We start from the raw sequence: 18443 nt of genomic DNA, 5'->3' as shown, positions 1-18443 counted from the left end.
AGGACACGCGGGGGTGGGAGGAGGCGGGTGGGGGTTAGGAAGGGGGGAGGGAGCGGAGGGTTCGTTCGACTTCGGCGGCTTCCAGGGAGCGGCTTTGGCGGTGCAGCAGCACCAGGGCGGCTTCCCAGGTTCGCTTGGCCTCGCAGTGGGCGCCGCGGGCGAGGTGGGCGTCGGCCATCCGGACCAGGGTGTCGGCCTCCTGGTAGGCGCTCTCGTCCTCGCGGAACAGGCGCAGCGCCTGCTCGAAGTGGTCGATCGCGACGTCGTGCCGACCGGCGTTGTAGGCGATGAAACCCAGGCTCTCCAGCGTGTTCGCCTCACCGTTGCGGTCGCCCGACTCGCGGTACAGGGCCAGGGCGAGACCGCAGTGCTCGGCGGCCTCGTCGAGCCGGCCCAGCCTCGACTGGTACCACCCGATCGCGTTCAGCGCGGCCGCCTCGCCCGGCCGGGAACCGGAGGACCGGAACAGCGGCAGCGCGGCGAGCGAGTGGTCCAGTGCGGCGGCGTCGTCACCGTGGCGTTCGAGCACCCAGGCGAACGCGATGTGCGTGCGCGCCTGCTCCAGCTCGTCGCCCGAGTCCTCCAGCAGCCGCACGGCCTGCCGCAGGTGCTCGATCGCCTGCGGTCCGAAGTCGTGCCGGGCCGCGATGTGCCCGAGGAACCGGTGGCACTTCGCGGCGAGCCGGCGGTCACCGAGCCGTTCCGCCGCGCCCAGCGCCTGCTCCCAGGTCGCGCGGCCGTCGGCCGGGTCCGGCGGACGCCGCAGCTGGTAGCTCCGCAACACCTCGGCGAACTGCCACACCTGCGGGTCCCAGCCGTACCGGGCGGCCGTCCGCTGGGTGTCGAGGATGACCTGGTGCTCCTCGTCGTACCAGGTCATGGCGGCTTTCTCGGTGTCGAACGACAGCGGCTCGCTGCCCGGGACCGCCGGGCTCAGGACGAGGACGGCCCCGGAGTGGTCCATGTGCCGCTGCGCCGCCAACGCCGTGTGCAGGTAGAAGTCCACGAGCCGGCGCACGGCGGGCACCAGCGACTCGCCGGGCTCGTCGTGGCGCGCGCGCTCGTCGGCGTACAGGCGCACCAGGTCGTGCATCCGGAACCGGTCCGGCACGTGCTCGTGCAGCAGGTTCGCCTGGCACAGCTCGGTCAGCTCGACCCGTGCCCGCGAGGGCGCGACGCCCAGCAGCGCGGCCACCGCCGCCAGCCCGATCTCCGGGCTGCCCGCCGAGAGCAGCCGGAACGCCCGCGCCGCGCCGGCGGGCAGCGCCCGGTACGACGAGGCGAACACGGCGCGGACGCTGGCGGTGATCTCGCCCGCCTCGAACGCGTCCAGCGGAGCCGCCGCGTTGTCCAGCTCCCTGGCCAGCTCGGTGAGCGACAGGTCGGCCCGCACCGTCGCCCGGGCGCCGATCACGCTGATCGCCAGCGGCAGCCCGGCCGACCGCTCGGCCAGCGCGGGCACCTCGCGCCCCTCGCGGTCGGCGCGCTCCGGGCCGATGTGGCGGACCAGCAGGTCGCGCGCCTCGGCCGCGGGCAGCACGTCCAACGTCAGCTGGCGGGCGCCGTGCGTGGTGACCAGACCGGTGAGGTGCCGCCTGCTGGTCACGACCACCGTGCACGCCGGGCCGCCGGGCACCAGGTCGGCCACGTGCTCGGAGTCGCGGGCGTTGTCCAGCAGCACGAGCAGCTGCTTGTCCGCGGTCAGGCTCCGGTACAACCCGATCCGGGCCTCGTCGTCACGCGGGATCGCGTCGGTGTCGACGCCGAGCGCCTGGAGGAACGCCCGGATCACCGCGGACGGCGACGCCGGCGTGCCGGACGGGGTGAAGCCGCGCAGGTTCGCGTACAGCTGGCCGTCCGGGAAGCGCCCCGCGTCCCGGTGCGCCCAATGCAACGCCAACGACGTCTTGCCCACACCACCGGGTCCGCTGATCGCCACCACGGCCGACCGGCGGTCGCGCCCGGACGACGCGGGCACCGCCCGGTCCAGCCAGGTCAGCTCCGCGGTGCGACCGGTGAACAGCGGCGGCGGCAGCGGCAGCTGGCGCGGCACCGGCGCGGTCGACCGGCTCGGCGCCGGCGCGGGCGGGTGACCGCCGAGCGCCGGGTCGGCGGGTGGGTGACCACCGAGCGCGGGGTCGGCGGGTGGGTGACCACCGAGCGCCGGGTCGGCGGTGAGGATCCGCTGGTGCAGCCGCCGCAACGGCGGGCTGGGGTCGGCGCCCAGCTCCTCCACCAGCCGGCGCTGGACGCGGCGGTAGGCGTCGAGCGCCTCGCCCTGCCGACCGGAGCGGTACAGCGCGAGCATCAGCTGGCCGGCCAGCCGCTCGTCCAACGGCCGGTCGGCGGCCTGCGCCGCGATGCCCGCCACCGCGGCCGCGTGCCCACCCCGGCGCAGCAGCACGTCGTTGCGGTCGAGCTCGGCGAGCAACCGCTCCTCGTCCGCCCGCGCCCGCACGCCGTCGATCCACGAGCTGTCCATCTCGCCCGCCACCGGTCCGCGCCACAGCCCGAGGGCCTGGTCGAACAGCCCGACCGCGCGCTCGTCGTCCGCCGCACGGGCGCGCGCGACCGACCGGCGGAACGCGTGCAGGTCCACCGCGTCCTCGTCGCCGACCAGCACGTACCCGCCGCCCCGCCGGACCAGGTCCACGTCGTCCACGGCGCCCAGCACGGCCCGCAACCGGGACAGGTAGCTGTAGAGCGAGTCGCGTGCCGTGCGCGGCGGCGCGTCCCACAACCGGTCGACGAGCTGGTCGAGCGACACGGCCCGGTTGAGGTCGACCAGCAGCGCGGCGAGCACGTGGCGCTGCCGCGCGTGCCCGATGTCCAGCCGGCGACCGTCGACGTGCACCTCGACCGGTCCCAGCAGCCTGAACCGCACCTCCATCACGCCCCCGGAGCCGGATCCGCCGGACGCGCGGGCGGCGGCACCCGGCGCCTCAGGATCGCCACAAGATCGCTACAAGATCCATTGGCTAGCATCGAACCACGGCCGCGGTGAGCCCGCCGGCACGGGTCGGCGCCCGGGTCGGCCGGTCCGCCCCGGGGGTGCGGACCGGGTGCCGCGCCCGGAAGCGCCGGCCCGGTTCGACCGGGAGCTGATCACGAAAGGGCTCGGTGGAGTGACTGTTCACGTGCGCGGGACGAGACCGGGGCCGGGTGCGGCGCCGGCGCGGTCGAACACATCGCGCTGGCCCGCCCCGGCTAGCACGGCAACGGCAGGACGTGGTCCGTCGCGTCCCGCAGCGCCCGGCGCATCGCCTCGCGCGGCGCGGGCAGGCCGGTGAACTGCTCCGCCTGACCGAACGCCTGGTGCAGGAGCATGTCGAGGCCGGTCGCGAGGGTGCGGCCCCGCTGCGCCACCGCGAGCGCCAACGGCGTCGGCCACGGGTGGTAGATCACGTCCAGCACGCACGGCGCCTCGGCCAACGCCGTGGCGACCGGTTCCGTCGCGCCCGGCGGCACGGTGCTGACCAGCACGTCCGACGCCGAGGCCAGCGCGGCGAAGTCCGCGGTGTCCCAGGTGACCACGTCGAGCGCCAGCCCGAGCCGGGACGCGCACGACTCGGCCTCCGCGGCCCGGCTCACCGAGCGGACCACCAGCGACACCTCGCGCACACCGGCCGACGCCAGGGCCACCAGGGCCGCCGTGGCCGTGCCGCCCGCGCCGAGCAGCACCGCCCGACGACCGGACGTGAAGCCGCACGACGCGCGCAACGCGCCCAGCACGCCGTCCACGTCGGTGTTGTCGGCCCGCCACCCCTCGGCCGTGGGCACCAGCGTGTTGGCGGCGCCCACCCGCACCGCGCGCGAGGTCGCGCCGGCGGCGACCGCGAGCGCCGCGCGCTTGTTCGGCATGGTCACCGAGAGTCCCGCCCACGTCGAGTCCAGGCCCGTGACCAGCGACGGAACCTCCTCGGCCGTGCACTCGACCCGCGTGTACGCCCAGTCGGACAGGCCCAGGGCGGCGAAGGCGGCGTTGTGCAGCACCGGTGACAACGAGTGGGCCACCGGCGAGCCGATGACCGCCGCACGGCGGGCCACGGTCAGAAGACGCCTTCCGCGCGAGCCTTGTCCGACACGGCCCGGTGCTCGTCGTAGTTGTTCGTGAAGCACGACGTGCCGTCCTTCTGGCACTTCACGAAGTACATCCACGGCCCGTCCTCGGGCGTGATCGCGGCGGTGATCGCCTCACGGCCGGGCGAGCCGATCGGCGTCGGCGGCAGCCCCTGCACCTTGTAGGTGTTGAACGGCCCGGACCTGTCGCGGTCGGCGTCGCTGGTGGTGATGTGCGGCCGGTCCAGCTTGTAGTTGACCGTGGAGTCGAGCTCCAGCTTCTGCGGCAGCGCGAGCCGGCTGTAGATCACCCGCGAGATCTTGCCGAAGTCCTTGGTCAGGCCTTCCTTCTCGATCAGGGAGGCGACCACCAGGACCTCGTACGGGCGGAAACCCGTCTTCCCCGTGCCGCTGGGGATGCCGTAGCCCTGCATCCGGCCCAGGGACGTGGCGATCACGCTCTTGAGCAGCTCGACGGCGTTCGCGCCGGGCTTGAGGTGGTACAGCCCGGGCAGGATGAGGCCTTCGAGCCGGTTCTCCTTCGGCGCGGCGACCACGTCGGGCAGCGCCCACTCGGGGATGCCGAGGGCGGCCGGGTCGGCGTTGTCCGCCGCGTCGCGCAGCTGCTCGGGCGTCACGCACTGCTTGGCCCCGCCCAGCTCCACGCACGAGGCGTCGGACAGCTTCGACAGGATGCCCTTGGTGATGCTGCCGTCCTGCGCGGTGAGGTCGTGCAGCACGTAGCCGCCCTTGACCTCCAGCGGCACCACCTTGGCCGCCGGGTCGACCATCCGCGCCACCGCGGCCGCGCCGGACATCTTGGTCTTCATCAGGTAGAAGCCGGGCTGGATCGCGGTGACCCGCGAGTCGTCCGCGCCCGCCTCGGTGAACGCGCGCGCGCTGGCCACCACGCCCTGGTCCTTGAGCGTGGTCGCGATGGTGGTGACGAGGTCGCCGTCCTTCACCTCGACCACCACGTCGGCCTCGCCGGAGCCGGCGAAGTCGTCGAACGAACCGATGCCGCTCAACGTGCGGTACCCGTAGTACGCGCCGACGCCGCCGCCGGTCAGCACCAGCGCCACGACGACCCACAGGATCGTCCGCTTGCGCCTGCGCTTGGCCCGGCGGGCCGCGGCGTCGCTCTTGCCACGCGCCACCCGCTCGTCGTGGCGCGTGTCGGGATCGGTGAACAACCCGAGGTCGTCGTTCACGAGCCGTCCTTAGCTCCGGGGGCCCGCTCCGCAGCGGATCGAGCCACTTGTCGCGCCCGTGCGTCCAGCCAGGACTGCAGGATCTCGACCGCGGCAGCCTGGTCCACGACGGCGCGTTGCTTCTTGCCTCGCACCCCGCGTTCGGCGAGCACCCGGCTCGCCGTGACGGTGGTCAGCCGCTCGTCGGTGAGACGCACCGGAACCGGTGCGACGCGCTCGGCCAACGCCGCAGCGTACGCCGCCGCGGTCGCCGCCGCCGGCCCGTGCTTCCCGGCCAGCGTGCGAGGCAGGCCGACCACGACCTCCACGATGTCGTGCTCGACCACCAGGTCGGCCAGTTCTTGCAGGTCACGGCCGGTCTTCGCGTCACGTGCCAAGGTGACGAGCGGTGTGGCGAGGAACGCTCCCGGATCACTCGACGCCACCCCTACGCGCACCGCGCCGACGTCGACGCCCAGCCTCCGGCCGAGGCCGGGGTCGTCGACGCCGGGGCGATCGGCCGAGTTCACCGCGCCCTCACCGGGAGGAAGCACTTCGGCCGGTTTCGAGGGCGCGGTCCACCTCGGCGCGCAGGGCGGTGATGGCGGCACCGACACCACCCGGGTTCGTGCCGCCGCCCTGGGCGAGGTCCGGCTTGCCGCCGCCACGACCGCCCACGGCCGGGGCGAAGGCGGGCACCAGCTTCCCGGCGGCCAGCCCCAGGTCGCGGGCGGCGGACGTGGTGGCCACCACGAAGCTGACCTTGTCGCCGTCGGGGGCGAACAGGCCGACCACGCCCGGCTTGTCGCCGAGCCGGTTGCGCACCTCGCCGGCGATGGTCCGCACGTCGGCGCCGGACGTGCCCTCGGGCAGCTGGAGGGTCACCAGGGACACCCCGCGCACGTCGATGGCCTGGTCGGCCAGCGAGCCGGCGTTGGCCACGAGCTGGGCGGCCCTGACCTTCTCCAGCTCCTTCTCGGCCACCCGCAGCCGCTCCACCAGGGCCTCGACCCGGGCGGGCACCTCGGCGTCGGGCACCTTCAGCATGGCGGCGACGTTCTGCACCAGGGCCCGTTCCTGGGCCAGGTACTTGAAGGCCTCGATGCCGACGTAGGCCTCCAACCGGCGCACGCCGGAGCCGACCGACGACTCGCCGATCACCGTGATGGGGCCGATCTGGGACGAGTGCTCGACGTGCGTGCCACCGCACAGCTCGCGCGACCACGGCCCGCCGATCTCGACCACGCGCACGGTCTCGTCGTAGGTCTCGCCGAACAGGGCCACCGCGCCCATCTCCTGGGCGCCACCCATGTCGGTGTACACCACCTGCACCGGCAGGTCCTTGCGGACGGCCAGGTTGGAGACCTCTTCGATCTCGCTGCGGGCCTCCTCCGACAGACCGCCGGTCCAGGCGAAGTCCAGCCGCAGGTAGCCCGGCTTGTTGTACGAGCCGCTCTGCAGGGCCGACGGGCCGAGCACCTGGCGCAGGGCGGCGTGCACGACGTGCGTGCCCGAGTGGCCCTGGCGGGCGCCGACGCGCCACTCCGGGTCGACGCGGGCCTCGACGTGCTCGCCCTCGGCGATCTCGCCGCTGACCACGCGCACCTGGTGCACCCACAGCTTGCGGGCCACCTTCTGCACGTCCACGACCTCCAGCTCGGCACTGCCGGAGACGATCACGCCGGCGTCGCTCTCCTGGCCGCCGGACTCGGCGTAGAGCGGGGTGCGGTCGAGCACGACCTCGACGATGTCGCCTTCCTTGGCCGAGCGCACCCGCTTGCCGCCGCTGACGATGCCGCGCAGGGTGGCCTCGCTGGCCAGCTCGGTGTACCCGGTGAACTCGGTGGCGCCGAGTTCGAGCAGCTCCCGGTACACGGTCTGGTCGCCGTGGCCGGTCTTCTTGCCGGCGGCGTCGGCCTTGGCGCGGGCGCGCTGCTCGGCCATCAGCTTGCGGAACCCGTCCTCGTCCACGGTCAGGCCGGCCTCGGCGGCCATCTCCAGGGTGAGGTCGAGCGGGAAGCCGTAGGTGTCGTGCAGCTGGAAGGCCTTGTCACCGGGCAGCGTGGCGCGGCCGTCGGACTTGACCTCGGCGGCGGCGTTCTCGAAGATCCGCGACCCGGCGTCCAGCGTGCGCAGGAACGTGTCCTCCTCGGCCTTGAGGACCTGCTCGATACGGGCGAAGCCGGACACCAGCTCGGGGTAGGACGGGCCCATGGCGTCGCGGACGACCTCGGCGAACTGGGTCAGCACCGGCTCGGTGACGCCGAGCAGGCGGGCCGAGCGGACGATGCGGCGCAGCAGGCGGCGCAGCACGTAGCCGCGGGCCTCGTTGCCGGGCGTGACGCCGTCGCCGACCAGCAGCACGCCGCTGCGGGCGTGGTCGGCGATGACCCGGAAGCGCACGTCGTCGGTCTCGTTGGCGCCGTACGCGCGGCCGGACAGCTGCTCGGCCTTGGTGATCACGGTGCGGACGAGGTCGGTCTCGTAGACGTTGTCGACGTCCTGGAGCAGCATGGCGACGCGCTCGACGCCCATGCCGGTGTCGATGTTCTTGTCCGGCAGCTCGCCCAGGATCGGGTAGTCCTTCTTGGCGCCGCCCTCACCGCGGACGTTCTGCATGAAGACCAGGTTCCAGATCTCCAGGTACCGGTCCTCGTCGACGACCGGGCCGCCCTCCTCGCCGAAGGCGGGGCCGCGGTCGTAGTAGATCTCCGAGCACGGGCCGCACGGGCCGGGCACGCCCATCGACCAGTAGTTGTCCTCGATGTCGCGGCGCTGGATGCGCTCGGGCGGCAGCCCGGCGACCTTCTGCCACAGGTCGGCGGCCTCGTCGTCGTCCAGGTAGACGGTCACCCAGATGCGCTCGGGGTCCAGGCCGTAGCCGCCGTCGTCCTGCGACCTGGTGACCAGGTCCCAGGCCAGCCTGATGGCGTCTTCCTTGAAGTAGTCGCCGAACGAGAAGTTGCCGGCCATCTGGAAGAACGTGTTGTGCCGGGTGGTCTTGCCGACCTCGTCGATGTCCGGCGTGCGCACGCACTTCTGGATGCTCGTCATGCGCGGGGCGGGCGGCGGGGCCTCACCCAGGAAGTACGGCTTGAACGGCACCATGCCGGCGTTGACGAACAGCAGGTTCGGGTCGTCCAGCAGGAGCGAGGCGCTGGGCACGTACTTGTGGCCGGCGTTCTCGAAGTGCTCGCGGAAGCGCTTGATGATCTCGTGGGTCTGCACGGGTCTTGTCCTTCAGGGAGTGTGGAAACCGCCGTCGGCTTGGCCGACGATCGGGCGAGGGCGCGGCGAGGCGAACGAACGACCTACTTGGCGTCGTTCGCCCCGCGCGCTCGCCGACCCGGCGTGAAGCCCGTCTGACGTTCCACGTTCTCTTGCAACTCCTGTTCGCGCTCCGACATTCCGGCGCGCACCTCGGCGCCGAAGGAGCCGATGGCGCCCGCCAGCTCGCGCAGGCCCTGGCCGACGTTCTCGCCGATGCCCGCGGGCGTGGCGGCGTGCGCGGCCTGACCGGCCTTGCGGGCGGCGAACACGCCCGCGGCGATGCCGAGCCCGAACCAGAACAGCCGCCTCATCGCCTGCCCCTGCGCCGGGTGTGCTTGCTGGGCGCTTCCTTGGCCGCGCGGCGGGCGCGGATGGCCTTGCTCAGGCCGTAGGACAGCGCGGCGGCCTTGACCAGCGGCCCGCCCAGGGTGGCGGTGAACAGCGAGGTGAGCGCGGAGACGTTGCCGGTGACCGCGCGGGCGTTGGCGGTGATCCCGTCCACCCTCTCCAGCTGCGTGTTCACGTGCGTGATCGTCGTGTTCGCGCCGGTGAAGATCGGGTCGCTGTTCTGGTGCGCCTTGCGGATGGCGATCGTGGCCTCGTCCAGCGTGCGGCCCAGTTTGACCAACGGGATCGCCAGCAGGAGCACAAGCAGCACGAACGCGCCGGCGGCGACCAGCGCGGCGATCTGCCCTGGCGACACGGATCCTCCTGGTGGATTGCTGTGACCGGATTGGCCGGGACTCCAGCGTGGTGGCCAAGGTTACCGCGACCGCCGAGTGGCCCCGGAATGAGATCGGGCTTGGCGCGCGGCGGGTCGTGCCACGTGGTGGGACGGTCGGCCCAAGACCCCCCATTTGGCGTCAGTTCGATCGTCGTCGCGGCGGCTAGCGTGGTCACGCGAGTGATCGTCACACCACGGATGGTCACGGAGGGCTTGACACACACCACACCGAGTAGATGAGGTAAGCCTAGCCTTAGTCGATCGTCGGAGGTGCCGTGTTCGCCGCCAGTCCCTCCGGCCGACCGATTCCGCCGGGCCGGCCCGCCGACGTGCTGGCCAGGGCCCACCGGGTGCTCGGCGACCTGCCCGAGCACGGCATCGGCGCGGACGCCGCGCTGGCCCGCGTCACGACCGTGCTCGCCGATGGTGGAGTGGACCTGACCAACCCGTTCGCCGCCGCTCACCTGCAACCGCCGCCGCTGGCCGTGGCCGTCACGGCCGACGCGCTGGCCAGCGCGGGCAACGCCTCGCTGGACACCTACGACTCCGGGCCGGCCGCGCTCGCGGTGGAGCGGTGGGTGGTGGCGGCGCTGGCCCGGCTGGCCGGGTTCGACGCGGACGCCGACGGCGTGTTCACGCCCGGCGGCACGCTGTCGAACCTGACCGCGCTGCTGCTGGCCCGTGACGCCGCGGCCGCCCGGCTCGGCCTGGACGTGCGGTCCGACGGGGTGGCGGCGCTGCCCGACCCGGTGGTGCTGTGCTCGGAGCTGGCCCACTTCTCGGTGGCGCGGGCGTGCGCGGCGCTGGGCATCGGCGAGCACGCCGTGCGGCCGGTGTCGGTGGACTCGCGGCGGCGGATGCGGCCGGACGCGGTGGCGGCGGTGCTGCGGGCGGGCGGCACGCCGGTGGCGGTCGTGGCGACCGCGGGCACCACGGACTTCGGCTCGGTCGACCCGCTGCCGGAACTGGCCGCGATCGCCCACGAGCACGGCGTCTGGCTGCACGTGGACGCCGCGTACGGCTTCGGCGCGGTGTTCTCGGCCAAGCTGGCGGGGCTCGTGGACGGGCTGGCGCTGGCCGACTCGGTGACCGCGGACCTGCACAAGATCGGCTGGCAGCCCGCGGCGGCGAGCGTGCTGCTGGTGCGCTCGGCGTCGTCGTTCGCGCCGCTGGAGCGGTCGGTGGCCTACCTCAACCCCGAGGACGACCGGGCCGAGGGCTACGACGGCGCGCTGGGCCGGTCGTTGCAGACCACGCGCAGGCCGGACGCCGTGAAGGTGGCCGCGACGCTGCTCGCGCTGGGCCGGGCCGGCTTGGGTGCGCTGGTGGACCGGTGCCACGAGCTGGCCGGCCACGCCGCCGCGCTGATCGCCGCCGACCCGTCGTTCGAGCTGGTCGGCGGTGCCACGTTGACCACGGTGGTGTTCCGGTACCGGCCGGCGGACGACTCGCGGGCGGACGAGGTGAACGCGCGCTTGCGCCGGGCGTTGCTGCGGGCGGGCGCGGCGCTGATCGGTCGGACCGAGGTGGACAAGGTGACGTGCCTGAAGTTGACCCTGCTCAACCCGAACGCCCGGGAAGCGGACCTGGCCGCGCTGCTGGCCCTGGTCCGCGAGGCCGGTTCCGCCGCCGAGCGACTGGTAGAAGGAGCGGCATGAGACCAGATCCGCTGGAAGGCGACCCGCGGTCGACCGCGGAGCACGCGCACTTGGAGGCGTTGTTGCGCTGCTGGGTGCGGGAGCGGAACGTGGCGGTGGCGGACCGGGTGCGGATCGACGTGCTGGGGCTGCCGCTGGAGGCCGAGGTGCGGTACGCGTCGCCGACCGGGCGGCACCGGTTCGGGGCGGTGACGTTGGCGGGCAGACCGGCGGACCCGGTGGTGGCGGTGGCGTTGGTGGGCGCGGAGTTGACCGCCGGCGGAGCCGGAGATCCGACAACCGCCGGCGGAGCCGGTGGTCATGCCGCCGATCTGGTGGAGCGGACGGCCGAGTCGGTGCGGCGGGTCGCGGAGTTCGTGGCGTACCGGCGACGTGAGCCGGTGGGGCCGGCGGACCGGTTCCTGGACAGCGAGCAGCGGTTGATGCTCGGGCACCTGCACCACCCCGCGGCCAAGAGCCGGGACGGCCTGTCCGACGCCGACAACGCCCGGTATGCGCCGGAGCTGCGCGGGTCGTTCCCGCTGTTCTGGTTCTCGGCCGCCGAGCAGGTCGTCTCGCACGGGTCGGTGGCCGGGCCGGACGCGGTCACGTTGATGTCGACGTTGGCCGGGCGCAGCCCGGAGCCGGGCCGGGTGCTGGTGCCCGCCCACCCGTGGCAGGCGCACGACCTGCTGCGCCGGCCGCGGATCGCGTCCCTGGTCTCGCGCGGGCTGCTGGAGCCGCTGGGCGAGTTCGGGCCGGCGTGGTCGCCGACGTCCAGCCTGCGCACGGTGTACCGCACCGGCGCGCCGGTGATGCTGAAGCTGTCGCTCGGCCTGCGGATCACCAACTCGCGGCGCGAGTCGACGGCGACCGAGCTGCGCCGGGGCTCGGAGGTCCACCTGCTGCTCGAATCGGGCTACGCGGAGGGCACGGAGAAGGCGCACCCCGAGTTCAGCGTCGTGCGCGACCCGGCCTGGATCGCGGTGGACGAGGGCGGCGAGGTCACCGGGCTGGACGTGGCCGTGCGCGAGGTGCCCGAGGACATCGGCGACTCGCGGTGCCTGGCCGGCATGGTCGCCCCGCGACCGGGGATCGGGCGCTCCCTGCTGGGTGAACTCGTGCTGCGGCTCAACGCCGCCGAGTGGGTCGCCGACTACACCGACCGGGTGCTGGTGCCGATGCTGCGGCTGTACGCGGAGACCGGCATCGGGTTGGAGGCGCACCAGCAGAACACGCTGGTGCGGCTGGACCCGGCGGGCCGGGTGGTCGGCGGCCGCTACCGGGACAACCAGGGCTACTACCTGGCCGCCTCGCACCTGCCGAGGGTGTTGGCGCGGCTGGGTGTCGAGGAGTCCACGCTGGCCGTGGTCGACGACGCGATCGTGGACGACCGGCTCACCTACTACCTGCTGCGCAACCAGGCGTTGGCGGTGATCGGCTGCCTCGGCGTGGAAGGGCTTGCCGATGAACGGGACCTGTTGGGCGTGATGGCGGCCCGGCTGGAGGCGGCGCTGCCCGCGCTGGCCGAGGCGGGCCCGGACGGTGACCGGTTGGCGCGCCGGTGGCTGGAGGCGGACGTGCTGCCGTGCAAGGCGAACCTGCTGACCAGGCTGGAGGGCATCGACGAGGTGCTCGCGCCGCTGGACGCGCAGTCGGTGTACTTCGACGCGCCCAACCCGTTGCGGGAGGGCAGGTGCGCCCGGTGACCCACCTCGACGCCTACCGGCAGACCGACGACCTGTCCGCCGTGCCCGCTCCCCCGCTGCCGGCGCTCACCGACGGCTGGCACGCCCGCGTGGTCGACCCCGACACCCGTGACCTGGACCTGGTGCACCGCTGGATGCAGGCGCCGCACGTGGTCGCGTTCTGGCACCAGGCGTGGCCGCGCGAGCGCTGGGAGCAGGAGTTGCGCCGGCAGTTGTCCGGCACGCACTCGTTGCCGGTGCTCGTGAGCCGGGGCGAGGACCCTGTGATCTACCTGGAGGTCTACCGGGCGGCCCGGGACGTCGTCGCGGAGGTCTACCAGGCCCGACCGCACGACCTCGGGCTGCACGTCGCCGTCGGCGAGCTGTCGATGACCGACCAGGGGCTGGTGCGCAAGCTGCTGCCGGTGCTGACCGCGGCCCTGTTCGACGCCGATCCGCGGTGCACCAGGGTGCTGCTGGAGCCGGACGTGCGCAACCGGCGTGCGATCGCGTCGTTCACGGCGGGCGGGTTCGCGCCGGTGGGCGAGGTGCTGTTGCCGGACAAGGTGGCGCTGCTGATGGTGCGCACGCGATGAACGCCGGGCGGCCCGTCACCGACGTGGTGGCGATCGGGTGCGGTCCGTTCAACCTCGGCCTGGCCGCGCTGGCGTCCACCGTGGACGACCTGGACGTGGTGGTGCTGGAGGCGCGGCCGGAGCTGCGCTGGCACAGCGGGGTGATGTTCGCCGACGCGGTGCTCCAGGTGAGCTTCCTGGCCGACCTGGTGACGTTGGTCGACCCGACGCACCCGTTGTCGTTCCTGGCCTACCTGCGTGCCGCGGACCGGCTGTACCCGTTCTACGTGCGGGAGAGGTTCCACCCGACGCGGCGCGAGTACGAGGACTACCTGAGGTGGGCGACGTCGCGGCTGCCGGTGCGGTTCTCGCACGCGGTGACGTCCGTGCGGTGGGAGGACGGCCGGTTCGCGGTGTCGGGGCCGGGGTTCTCGGTGGACGCCCGGCACCTGGTGCTCGGGGTGGGCACCACGCCGTCGGTGCCGCCCGCGTTGGCCGGGCTGGGTGATCGGCTGGTGCACAGCTCGGACTACCTGCACCGGTCGCCGTCGGCCGAGCGGGTGACCGTGGTGGGGTCGGGGCAGTCGGGCGCGGAGATCGTGCTGGACCTGTTGCGGCGCAACCTGGACGGCGGGCCTGCGGTGACGTGGCTGACCCGCACGCCGGTGTTCGCGCCGCTGGACTACACCAAGCTGGTGCTGGAGATGACCACGCCGTCGTACGTGCGGCACTTCCACTCGTTGCCGCAGGACCGGCGCGACGCGTTGCGCGCCGAGCACTGGCGGCACTACCGGGCGATCTCGTCGGAGACCTTGGAGGAGCTGCACGACCTGCTGTACCGGCGGGAGTGGGAGCACGGGCTCGCGCCGGTCGAGCTGCGGCCCGGCGTGGCGGTGGCGTCGTCGGCGGTCTCCGGCGGCGAGGTGGTGCTGACGTGCGCGCACCGGGACACCGGGCGGACGTTCCGGCACCACACCGACCTCGTCGTGGCGGCCACCGGGTACGGGCAGGCGCCGACCCCGTTCCTGGAGCCGCTGGAGCCGTTCGTGCGCCGGGACGCGCGGGGCCGGTACGTGGTCGCGCTGGACCACTCGATCGCGCTGGACCCGTCCGTCACCGGCCGGGTGTTCGTGGCGAACGCCGACCTGCACAGCCACGGCGTGGCCGCGCCCGACCTCGGCATCGGGGCGGTGCGCAACGCGACCATCGTCAACGCGGTGACCGGCCGCGAGGTCTACCCGCTGCCCAAGCACACCGCCTACACCAGCTTCGGCGCTCCGGGCGACGAGGGTCGACCGGGGGACGCGGGGCGACCAGGAGACGACGTTGACTGACCTGTGGCGCGAGTGCTCGGCGGCGTTGCTGGCGAAGGCGATCGGCGAGCTGTGCTTCGAGGAGCTGCTGACCCCGACCGCGCTCGACGACCCGGCGGGCTACGAGCTGCGGTTCGACGACGCGGTCTACACGTTCTCGGCGACGCGGACGGCGTTCGGCGGGTGGGCGGTGGAGCCGGGCTCGGTGCGCCGGGCCGCGGCGGGCATCCTCGGCGACGACGTGGTGGAGCCGTGCGACGACGTGCAGCGGTTCGTGGTGGAGGCGTTCCGGTCCCTGCGGGTCGATCCGGCCACGACCGCCGGGTTCCTGGCCGAGGTGACCGCGACGCTCGCGGCCGACGTGGTGCTGGCGTCGACCGCGTGGCCGGTGGCGGAGCTGGCGTCGTTGCCGCGGGCCGAGCTGGACGGGCACCTGACCGGGCACCCGTGGCTGATCGCGAACAAGGGGCGGGTCGGGTTCTCGGCGGACGACCTGGCGCGGTACGCGCCCGAGGCGCGCACGCCCGTGCGGCTGCCGTGGCTGGCCGTGCACCGTGGGTTGGCGGAGTTCCGCGGCACGTCGTCGCTGTCCGAGGAGGGCGTGCGGGCGCGCGAGCTGGACCCGATGACGGTGGAGCGGTTCACCGAGGCGTTGCGGGAGGCGGGGGTCGACCCGGCGGCCTATGTGTGGCTGCCGGTGCACCCGTGGCAGCTGGACCACGTCGTGCGCACCCTGTGGGCGCCGGAGCTGGCCACCGGTCGGATCGTGGAGCTGGGCGAGGCGCCGGACTGGTACCTGCCGACCCAGGCCGTGCGCACCATGACCAACGTGGACTCGCCGGACCGGTACCAGGTCAAGCTGCCGCTTCGGGTGCTGAACACGTCGGTGTACCGGGGCATCCCACCGCACTGCACGCTGGCCGCGCCGGTCGTCACGCAGTGGCTCACCGGGCTGTGGCGGGCGGACAAGCTGATCGGCGAGTGGGGCACGGACCTGCTGGGCGAGGTCGCCTCGGTGACCGTCCGGCACCCGCGGCTGTCGCATGCGGGCGACGTGCCGTACCAGTGGCTGGAGACGATGGGGTGCATCTGGCGCGACCCGGTCCCCGTGCGCACCGGTGAGCGTTCCTGGTCGCTGGCGGCCCTGCTGCACGTGGACCGCGCCGGTCGGCCGCTGGTGCTGGAGTACATCGGGGACACGGACCCGGAGGTGTGGTTCGCCGCGCTGCTGCGCGCCCTGTTCCGGCCGCTGCTGCACGTGCTCTACACGTACGGCATCACGTTCAACCCGCACGGCGAGAACGTCGTGGTGATCACCGACCGCGACCACGTGCCGGTGCGCGTCGCCCTGCTCGACCTGGTGGACGACGTGAACGTGTCGGTGGACCACGTGCCCGCCCGCGGCCTGGAGCCGGACGCCCACGACCCCGTGCTGCCGCGCAAACCGTGGCCGGTCCTGCGGCAGTACGTCGTGGACGCCCTGCTGGTCGGCGTCTTCCGCCCGCTGTCGGCCCTGCTCCCGCTGCCCGAGGACCGCTTCTGGGGCATGGTGCGCGGCGAGGTGGACGCCTACCGCAACCGCTTCCCGACCCTGGCCGGCCGCATGGACGCCGGCTCCCTGACCGCCGCGGAGTTCCTCCGCTACCCGCTCAACGGCTACCGGATCACCCTGGGCTACCGGGACCTGACCGCCCGCCCGCCGGTGCCGACGACGGGCACGCTGCCGAACCCGCTGCACCGGGTGGCCCCGGTGCCGCCGTCGGACGGCTGGTGAAGGTTCGGCCGCCTCGTCCGGTATCCCCGGCCGGGCGAGGCGGCCGGGGTCCTAGAGGCGGGCGAGGGTGAGGTAGGCCAGGCCGAACTCGCCCCGGTAGCCCTTGAGCCAGCCGTCGCGGTGGTCGTCCACGACCGCGCGGACCTCGCCGGCCTTCGGGTCGTCCGGGTGCTCCAGCAGCCAGCGTTCCCGGGCCGCGCACCAGCGGGACTCGAAGCTGTCCCACTCGTCCTGGTTGGCGGTGGTGACCGACAGCAGCCGGTAACCGCAGGCCATCGCCAGGTCGACCAGCTCGGCGAGGGTGCCGAACTCGTCCTCGCCGAAGATCTCCAGCGACTTCGGGCCGGGTGGCCGGTCCCAGAAGCCGTCGCCCAGCAGGAGCGTGCCGCCGGGGCGGATGCGGGCGTGCATGGCCGCCAGGGTCTGCTCGGTGCCGCCCCAGGCGTGCGACGCGCCGATCGAGATCGCCACGTCCGCGGGCTCCGCCCGCCACGCGGTGACGTCCGCCTGCTCCAGCGTGACGCGCGAGGTCAGGCCCCTGGCCTCGACGTTCGCCTGGCCGCGGGTGATGGCGTACTCGTCGCTGTCGACCCCGAGCCCGGTCACCCCCGCCTGGTGCTCGACCGCGCGCAACAGCAGCTCCGCCCACCCGCAGCCGTAGTCGACGACCCGCTCACCGGGACGCAGGTGGAGGCCGCCGATCAGGTCGTACGCCTTCGTGTCCGAGAGCGGTGTGTTGAAGTCGAGCAGGGCGTGGCCGTTCAGCGGTGCGTCTGTCACGGGCACACCGTGTCAGAACTCGAACGGATCGGAAATGGATTTACTCCTGGCCCCGGATGACCTTGCGCAACTTCGGCAGGCGTTCGGCCAGCACGCGCTCGGCTCCCCGGCCGGTCGGCTCGTAGTAGTCGCGCCCGACCAGGTCGTCCGGCGGGTACTGCTGGGTCAGCACGCCCTCCGGCACGTCGTGCGGGTAGCGGTAGCCCTGGGCGTTGCCGAGCTTCGCCGCGCCCGCGTAGTGGCCGTCGCGCAGGTGCGTCGGCACCGAGCCGATCGCGCCCTTGCGCACGTCCGCCATGGCCTCGCCGATCGCGGCCGCCACGGCGTTCGACTTGGGCGCGGTGGCCAGGTGGATGGTGGCGTGGGCGAGGTTCAGCGCGCACTCCGGCAGCCCGATGAGCTGCACGGCCTGCGCCGCGGCCACGCAGGTCTGCAACGCGGTCGGGTCCGCCATGCCGACGTCCTCGCTGGCGTGGATGACCAGCCGCCGCGCGATGAACCTCGGGTCCTCCCCCGCCTCGATCATCCGGGCCAGGTAGTGCAGCGCGGCGTCCACGTCCGAACCGCGGATCGACTTGATGAACGCGCTGGTCACGTCGTAGTGCTGGTCGCCCTGCCGGTCGTAGCGCACGGCCGCCTTGTCGACCGTCGCCTCCAGCGTCGGCAGGTCGAGCACGCCCCCGGTGCCGACCGCGTCCGCCGCCGCTTCGAGAGCGGTCAGCGCGCGCCGGGCGTCACCGCCGGCCAACCGGACCAGGTGGTCCTCGGCGTCCGGCTCGACGGTGACCGTGCCGCCGAGCCCGCGTCCGTCCTGGACCGCGCGCTTGACCAGCACGCGCACCGCGTCGTCGGTCAACGGGCGCAGTTGCAGCACCAGCGACCGGGACAGCAGCGGCGAGACGACGGAGAAGAACGGGTTCTCCGTGGTCGCCGCGACCAGCAGCACGATCCGGTCCTCGACCGCGCCCAGCAGCGCGTCCTGCTGGGTCTTGGAGAACCGGTGCACCTCGTCGATGAACAGCACGGTCGACTCGCCGGAGCGGACCAGGCGGCGGCGTGCCTCCTCGATGACCGCGCGCACCTCCTTCACGCCCGCCGACAGCGCCGACAGCGCGGCGAACCGCCGGCCGGTGGCCTGGGAGACCAGCGTGGCCAGCGTCGTCTTGCCGGTGCCCGGCGGGCCGTAGAGCATGACCGAGGCGGGCGACGAGCCCTCCACCAGCCTGCGCAGCGGCGCGCCCGGTCCGAGCAGGTGGTCCTGCCCGACCACCTCGTCCAGGGTGCGCGGGCGCATCCGCACGGCCAGCGGCGCGTTGGCGGCGATGCGCGCCGCCTTCTCCTCCGGGTCGACGCCGAACAAGCCGTCGTCGAACAGCCCTTCGTTCACGTGTTCGACTGTAGCTTCCCCGTGCACAGCCGCTGTCCGAGCGTGC

14 protein-coding genes are annotated in these 18443 nt (G+C 73.5%); 5 read left to right on the top strand and 9 right to left on the bottom strand.

Annotated elements, in window-relative coordinates; genetic code table 11:
* Positions 1-34: 34 nt before the first annotated feature.
* The 7 genes from ACYVLT_RS39745 to ACYVLT_RS39715 all read right to left on the bottom strand — a co-directional run bounded on the left by ACYVLT_RS39745 (position 35) and on the right by ACYVLT_RS39715 (position 9222).
* Positions 35-2890, bottom strand: a complete 2856-nt coding sequence (locus ACYVLT_RS39745) for an AfsR/SARP family transcriptional regulator (protein ID WP_461125318.1) — start codon at positions 2888-2890, stop codon at positions 35-37.
* Between the two features lie 317 nt (positions 2891-3207).
* A complete protein-coding gene (locus ACYVLT_RS39740) occupies positions 3208-4047 on the bottom strand; it encodes a shikimate dehydrogenase (protein WP_461125317.1) in 840 nt (279 codons plus the stop codon).
* 2 nt (positions 4048-4049) lie between these two features.
* Positions 4050-5270, bottom strand: a complete 1221-nt coding sequence (mltG, locus tag ACYVLT_RS39735; RefSeq protein WP_461125316.1) for an endolytic transglycosylase MltG — start codon at positions 5268-5270, stop codon at positions 4050-4052.
* Entirely contained in the window at positions 5267-5779 is a 513-nt protein-coding gene (ruvX, locus tag ACYVLT_RS39730) for a Holliday junction resolvase RuvX (protein WP_461125315.1), read from the bottom strand. The genes mltG and ruvX overlap by 4 nt, the downstream gene beginning before the upstream one ends.
* Positions 5780-5786: 7 nt before the next feature.
* Complete coding sequence (gene alaS / locus ACYVLT_RS39725) at positions 5787-8477, bottom strand: alanine--tRNA ligase (protein WP_461125314.1); 2691 nt, start codon at positions 8475-8477, stop codon at positions 5787-5789.
* 83 nt (positions 8478-8560) lie between these two features.
* Positions 8561-8830 (bottom strand): hypothetical protein, encoded by a 270-nt coding sequence (locus tag ACYVLT_RS39720; RefSeq protein ID WP_461125313.1) that lies wholly within the window; start codon positions 8828-8830, stop codon positions 8561-8563.
* A complete protein-coding gene (locus ACYVLT_RS39715) occupies positions 8827-9222 on the bottom strand; it encodes a DUF948 domain-containing protein (protein WP_461125312.1) in 396 nt (131 codons plus the stop codon). The genes ACYVLT_RS39720 and ACYVLT_RS39715 overlap by 4 nt, the downstream gene beginning before the upstream one ends.
* 296 nt (positions 9223-9518) lie before the next feature.
* Here ACYVLT_RS39715 and ACYVLT_RS39710 point away from each other — a divergent pair, with 296 nt between their 5' ends.
* Genes ACYVLT_RS39710 through ACYVLT_RS39690 form a run of 5 tightly spaced genes read left to right on the top strand, consistent with a single transcriptional unit; the run spans position 9519 to position 16230 of the window.
* Positions 9519-10901, top strand: a complete 1383-nt coding sequence (locus tag ACYVLT_RS39710) for a pyridoxal phosphate-dependent decarboxylase family protein (protein ID WP_461125311.1) — start codon at positions 9519-9521, stop codon at positions 10899-10901.
* Positions 10898-12589, top strand: a complete 1692-nt coding sequence (locus ACYVLT_RS39705) for an IucA/IucC family protein (RefSeq protein WP_461125310.1) — start codon at positions 10898-10900, stop codon at positions 12587-12589. Before ACYVLT_RS39710 ends, ACYVLT_RS39705 begins: the two co-directional genes overlap by 4 nt.
* Positions 12586-13164, top strand: coding sequence for a GNAT family N-acetyltransferase (locus ACYVLT_RS39700; RefSeq protein WP_461125309.1), 579 nt, complete (start codon positions 12586-12588; stop codon positions 13162-13164). Before ACYVLT_RS39705 ends, ACYVLT_RS39700 begins: the two co-directional genes overlap by 4 nt.
* Positions 13161-14477, top strand: a complete 1317-nt coding sequence (locus tag ACYVLT_RS39695) for a lysine N(6)-hydroxylase/L-ornithine N(5)-oxygenase family protein (protein ID WP_461125308.1) — start codon at positions 13161-13163, stop codon at positions 14475-14477. Before ACYVLT_RS39700 ends, ACYVLT_RS39695 begins: the two co-directional genes overlap by 4 nt.
* Positions 14470-16230, top strand: coding sequence for an IucA/IucC family protein (locus tag ACYVLT_RS39690; RefSeq protein ID WP_461125307.1), 1761 nt, complete (start codon positions 14470-14472; stop codon positions 16228-16230). The genes ACYVLT_RS39695 and ACYVLT_RS39690 overlap by 8 nt, the downstream gene beginning before the upstream one ends.
* A 51-nt stretch (positions 16231-16281) precedes the next feature.
* Here ACYVLT_RS39690 and ACYVLT_RS39685 read toward each other — a convergent pair whose 3' ends face one another.
* Both ACYVLT_RS39685 and ACYVLT_RS39680 read right to left on the bottom strand, forming a co-directional pair.
* Positions 16282-17010: an SAM-dependent methyltransferase gene (locus ACYVLT_RS39685; protein WP_461125306.1), complete on the bottom strand. Its 729-nt coding sequence runs from the start codon at positions 17008-17010 to the stop codon at positions 16282-16284.
* 40 nt (positions 17011-17050) lie between these two features.
* Positions 17051-18385 carry a replication-associated recombination protein A gene (locus ACYVLT_RS39680; protein ID WP_461125417.1) on the bottom strand — a complete coding sequence of 445 codons (1335 nt, stop codon included), beginning with the start codon at positions 18383-18385 and terminating at the stop codon, positions 17051-17053.
* Positions 18386-18443 lie beyond the last annotated feature (58 nt).

Source organism: Saccharothrix stipae (assembly GCF_054781895.1).
This window is presented reverse-complemented; position numbering and strand designations above follow the sequence as displayed.